The organism is Pseudoalteromonas sp. T1lg24, assembly GCF_002964745.1.
Lineage (GTDB): Bacteria > Pseudomonadota > Gammaproteobacteria > Enterobacterales > Alteromonadaceae > Pseudoalteromonas > Pseudoalteromonas spongiae.
The window spans coordinates 1-411 of the sequence record NZ_PQCB01000028.1; the positions used below are offsets into that span (position 1 = coordinate 1).

1 rRNA gene is annotated in these 411 nt (G+C 50.4%); it reads left to right on the plus strand.

Annotated features, from left to right (window positions below):
* Window positions 1-203, plus strand: a 16S ribosomal RNA gene (locus tag C2M30_RS22145); the annotation flags it as partial.
* Window positions 204-411: the final 208 nt, after the last annotated feature.

A 411-nucleotide genomic window follows, 5' to 3' on the forward strand; every position in this document is an offset into this window, starting at 1 on the left:
GCAGTGGGGAATATTGCACAATGGGCGCAAGCCTGATGCAGCCATGCCGCGTGTGTGAAGAAGGCCTTCGGGTTGTAAAGCACTTTCAGTTGTGAGGAAAGGTTAGTAGTTAATACCTGCTAGCTGTGACGTTAGCAACAGAAGAAGCACCGGCTAACTCCGTGCCAGCAGCCGCGGTAATACGGAGGGTGCGAGCGTTAATCGGAATTACTGGGCGTAAAGCGTACCTCTAGACGAAGGGGACAACATGGTGTTGTCACTAGGACTGGTTATTTTTACTCTTACCATACGAGCTTTAATGACTCACCCCACTCTTTTAAAACTAAGCTTAAAATTAAGTGGCGTCCCCTAGGGGATTCGAACCCCTGTTACCGCAGTGAAAGGGCGGTGTCCTAGGCCTCTAGACGAAGG